The sequence below is a fragment of the Shimazuella alba genome (assembly GCF_009831235.1).
In the GTDB taxonomy this organism is placed as follows: domain Bacteria; phylum Bacillota; class Bacilli; order Thermoactinomycetales; family Thermoactinomycetaceae; genus Shimazuella; species Shimazuella alba.
In genome coordinates, this window is the sequence record NZ_WUUL01000029.1 from 1 (window position 1) to 4,903 (window position 4,903).

Below are 4,903 nucleotides of genomic sequence, written 5' to 3' on the forward strand. Positions count from 1 at the left end.
AAGAACCAATGTCAGGGTTATGCCTTGACATTGGTTCTTTTCATGGTTGTCTAGAGAAGCTCCTTGTGAACTCTTTTGCCTATTATCAGCTACAACGAAACTTGCAAACACTCGCCCCAAAACCTTCTATATGATTCAGAACAAACATTCAAACAAGGAGCCCTTCTGATGTAGAATTACTTTTCAAAAATTGCATTTGAAAGGAGACGGAATAGATAGTCAGTATGATCGCGGAACCCTATCTCCAATCCGATTAAAGTTACATCTTTGCCTAGTTCTTTTACCATAACCGGCTGACCCTGGGCAGTTTGACGATCTTTCCAGTGACCTGCTACGAAGAAATCAGAGGAATTTGCATAGGTTGCTAGTACTTTGTCATTCTTTGTACCATCACCTGTATACCAAGCTGGTCGGTAAACAAAACCAAGATCATTTGAATCATACCCGGCTGTGAAACCTGCTCCTTGGTAGTTCACTTTTACAATACCATTACTGTTGGAATTTCCAGTATTAATTGTATCATCAGTCAATCCAAGGGTTTTGGTGGCTCGGGATGCTCCTGAACCAATGGCTATATATTTTCCACCTTGATTTACAAAGTTTTCCATATTCTTTTTAAATTTATTCAATTGAGTACTATCTTGCAAGCCAAATTCTTTATTCGCTGCACTTAAGTTGAGGGAAATCAGATTTTCTGTTCCACTGTATACAAAGACGTCGAAATTACCGAGTCCTTGGTTAGCTACTTCAACGGGTGTCAACTCTGTCACTTGGAACCCGAGCCTTTGTAAAGCAAGCTTAGTTCCAGAGTGTGATTGTTGTTTCCCCATTCCTCCATCTTTTAAGATGGCTACCTTTAAATGGGATATTGCCGAAGCATCATTTGGAATATTAGCTGTTTCAATGTGTAAACCAGAATCTTTTACCGAAGAGGAGATTTTCGCTGCCATTGCTTCTGTATAAAAATCCCCTTTTTTATCACGCTTGATAGATACCCCTTGCTTTAACAAAGTATTTACTAAGTTGACCGCTTTCACGGAGCTGTTCGGGATCAGGTAGGGGCCATTTCCAGAGAGAGACCCTTCGTCTGTTACTTGTTTCACATTTTTTGTCTTAACTTCTACTGGATTTTTTGCGGCTACCGCTTCAAATCCCCACAGTTCTGGTAAACTCCAAGCGGAAATATCGTACATGACAGGTGTATCATCCGTAATATCTTCTCCATCCCAAAGCATAGTGTTAGCTAGTCCGGCTTTAGCCTGATTCATTTTTACGATATAAGTTCCCTTTGGATAGGACTTGCCCTCTGACGTAAATTCTTTAGAAGCTTCTACTACTTCAATATCATTGTTTAACAGATGATTTACCGCTTTATGAGTTACCGTTGGGTCTTTTGGATCAACTGGCAGAATATACGCATGTGGGAAAAATCCATCTTCATGATAGGGATGATCGAAATTAACTCCCCGTTTAAAGATTTCGATTTGATCCGTGATCATCTGTTGTTTGTTATCGGTAGCATACTTTAATGCCCCTATAATCGCATTATACATCCAACGAACCCCGTCCAGATCATTCGTTGGAGCTTCTAACGTATGGCCATATGCTCCATGATACATCGCATACATAGGTGTGAAAATCGGTGGATAGTCATCCCAACCAGCAGTATCATCACGTTGTGGGATGTACGTACCCGTCATATTTTGATATAGACTTCCTTGGTATTGATCCTTGTTCGCCATAATTTCTGATTCCATGGCTTTCGCTTGTTGGTTGGCCCACTTACTAAAAAGATCATATTCGTAGTTTGGATTATGCGGAGGTGTACTAGGTTCAATTAACCCTTGTTTATTTGGTGCATAATCTTTTACATATCCATGAGTATCTAAAAATACCATTGGATTCCATTCTTTTATTAACCCTACCGTTTCTTTGGTTTCGGCTTGAGATTGAGTGATAAAATCACGGTTTAAGTCCAATCCTGCTCCATTAAAACGAGTCGCATTAATCCGTCCGTCCGGATTCTGAACCACATTAAAAATTAAGATATTGTTTTTCAAGATTTTTTTGGTTATTTCATCTTCTTGGGTAGCAAATCGTTCAATCAACTGAAGAATTGCGTCAGTGCCAACAAATTCGGTTCCGTGAATGGATCCGTTAATCATGATCGGCACTTTAAAGTCTGAATTATTCTTCACCCAATCTTGGGCTTTTTCTTGATTTTTAAACATTTGTTTTCTGAGGGATTTGTAATGTCCAAATTTCCCTTGAGTAGTTTGATCAGCGATCGTCACAACATAAAGAGGATGACCACCCGCAGACTTTCCTCGTACTTCTACCTTTACACGGTTGGATCTTTTTTCGATATCTTTTAATATCGATTCTATTTTCGAAAACTTTACAAAATCATAATTTTCACTATTAAACTTGCTCTCGTTTTGTTCTTCATAGGAATTTACATTTACCCATTTGACGGGCTGGGCAGACGCCATGGAAAAAGGTGATATTAACAACAGGCTTGTCGTTAACAGTGAAGTAAGTATCTTGCTTTTTTTCATATAAATCCCCCTGTTATCTAAAATCAATCATTTAAAACTATATTTATTATAATTTAAATTTAGCAAATGAACCAATAATATTAATGCTAATTCAGGGGAAAAATATACCAAATATGAAAACTATAAAAAACACTCGTGGGATTTGGGGTACCAATGAGAAAGGCGAAAACGTACTTTTTGAGTAAAACAAAATTATTGCTAATTCATCTTAAAAAAATATAGGCTAACACTTTAATTTAGTGTTAGATTTGTTTATCTGCTAAACAAAAGTGGATCTTTATTCTTTTTATCGCATCCAAAAGAGTAAAAAAACAGTATACTTCTATTGGATGGTAAAAGATTTCACCCTAATTCCTAAACAGTTAAACATCTGCATCAAGCTGTTCGAAGAAGAGGCTATTTGTATTACTAGCTATCCTAAAAATAAGACAAAACCTAGGAAAATTCACCAATAGGACATTATTAATTTTGAAACCCAGTTCACCTGCAAAAGATTAAAAGATTGCCTCAAGCAATGATATAATCACCAAAATATTTAATATGACTAGTCAAGTTAATAAGTTGATATAGGGGGATTGTGGTCAAGAGAGTTCGAGGGTCTCTTTACTCATTCCAGCTCTCGCTCAACCGGCTTTCTAATGTCCTTTTTTCTTTGGCTCTCGCTTCTTTCTAACTGGCTGATTTTCGCGAATTTTTTATAAACTATACAAGTTGATCTCATGGTAAAATGAATGTAGTTTGATTAACCCCTGACACTCCTTATGGAGATGGAGACACAAAATGACCATCGGACTTCGTGACGATCTCATCAGTTCTCTCGAAGCACAGATCGCACTCGATGTGAACAACATCCAGGATCTCAAGGAATACTTCAAAGACGAAGAGCACTCCAGTGTGATAAAGGCAAGGCAGCAGCTCACGATGAAGCGCATGCTGGTCCGACTGCTGAATCTGCCTGTGGAGCAGTTCATCGAAGTGGTTCACATGGACGACCCTGCACTCATCCGTCAGGCTCTCGAAGCGGACGACTTGAACGACATCACCCTCGTTCATCAAGTGCTCGAAAGTGCCGAGCGCGTCGCAAACGGCGACCAGATCGAGTTCGAGTTCACGGTTCTGACCGTGTGGTGCGTGTACTACTTGGCACCGTTCCTCAAGTAACGGAACTCCTCCTCGTTAGGGGGTGGTGGGGTTGCTACTTGTATACTTTTCGTGTACACAGGTAATCCCGCCGCCCAACAATTTGATCTATAGACTTAACTGTGTGATCTAGTCTACCGATCTTGTCTATAAAAAATTTAAAACGATCCGTTTCACTTGAATTTTTTATTTTGATATTCGAAACTCACTCAAACAAGGAAAAATCATTGCTACACTATTGACATTAGAATATCGTTTTCAATACATCGTGCAGCATAAGTAGCCAATTTTGTTCCTTTATTAGGCTGGAAAGATTCAATTGCTTTAATCAACCCAATCGTCCCAATAGATATAAGATCCTCTGCATCTTCTCCAGTGTTTTCAAATTTCTTCATGTTGTGAATGTGAAACGATGTCGATTCGACCGAGTAATGTATCCAGATGTCCGATACAGATCACTTCACAATTCGTCTGATCTTCGCTAAAAGTGAGGATAATTTCATCGATTAAGGATTGAATGATATACCTTTTCTTTTCAAAAGGTATATCTGTCTCCTTTTCTACTAACCTTCCTAAGAAATCGATTACCAATTTTACTCTTTCTTTTTCTTCTTTATTTTGTTGTTGTGCTTCTAGATGACGCTCGAGCTTTTGGAGCTCTGCCTGCAAGTTTTCGATATCTTTGTTTACTTTACTCAAATCAAGAAACATTTCGTCTTCAGTAATTACTTCACGAGTAAACATGATCTTTACTTTATCCCGCTCTTTTTCCTTCTCAGTGATCCGTTTTTTTATTATTTCTATTGTATCGATTAATCGCTGATCGTGTCGATTTGATGCTTCTTTTAACTGAATGACGATCTCATCTTTATCAACAATGGAACGAATAATGAGGTTCCATATATATTCTTCTATTACTTCTGCACGAAGCGTTTTTGTTGGGCATTTTTCCACTTCTGCACCAAACTTACGAGGATTTTTATTGGGACAGCGATAACAGCGATACCGTTCTTTTTTCCTTGTTTTTTTATTCATTCTACCAGAGTATGTCGTACCGCTCCATATCCGTCCACAATGACCACAACGGATCATACCTTTGAGCAAATACGAAAAGCGGTTATTTCCTTTATTTGTTGTATTCTTTTCCTTCTGTCGCTGAGCTGATTCAAACAGAACTTTATCAATAATGGCTGGAACTTTGGTGG

At 38.4% G+C, this 4,903-nt stretch carries 3 protein-coding genes and 1 pseudogene; 1 reads left to right on the forward strand and 3 read right to left on the reverse strand.

Going from position 1 to position 4,903, the window contains the following annotated elements; all coding sequences use genetic code 11:
- Positions 1-176: 176 nt before the first annotated feature.
- The gene (locus tag GSM42_RS20185) at positions 177-2,558 is read right to left on the reverse strand and encodes a M14 family zinc carboxypeptidase (protein WP_160803365.1); all 2,382 of its coding nucleotides are present in this window, start codon (positions 2,556-2,558) and stop codon (positions 177-179) included.
- A gap of 780 nt (positions 2,559-3,338) precedes the next feature.
- On the opposite strand from GSM42_RS20185, the gene GSM42_RS20190 reads away from it, so the two are divergent.
- Positions 3,339-3,719 carry a hypothetical protein gene (locus tag GSM42_RS20190; protein WP_160803366.1) on the forward strand — a complete coding sequence of 127 codons (381 nt, stop codon included), beginning with the start codon at positions 3,339-3,341 and terminating at the stop codon, positions 3,717-3,719.
- A gap of 215 nt (positions 3,720-3,934) precedes the next feature.
- On the opposite strand, the pseudogene GSM42_RS20195 reads toward GSM42_RS20190, so the two are convergent.
- Together GSM42_RS20195 and GSM42_RS20200 are read right to left on the reverse strand one after the other, a co-directional pair.
- Positions 3,935-4,093 (reverse strand): annotated as a pseudogene (locus GSM42_RS20195) (sigma factor); the annotation flags it as partial.
- Positions 4,080-4,903: recombinase zinc ribbon domain-containing protein (locus GSM42_RS20200; RefSeq protein WP_202405012.1), on the reverse strand; the 824-nt coding region annotated here is incomplete at its 5' end. The gene GSM42_RS20200 and the pseudogene GSM42_RS20195, both read right to left, overlap by 14 nt.

Coding starts and splice junctions, on each gene's coding strand:
- GSM42_RS20190 (WP_160803366.1), top strand. CDS start 3,339: ATGACCATCGGACTTCGTGACGATCTCATCAGTTCTCTCGAAGCACAG.
- GSM42_RS20185 (WP_160803365.1), bottom strand. CDS start 2,558: ATGAAAAAAAGCAAGATACTTACTTCACTGTTAACGACAAGCCTGTTG.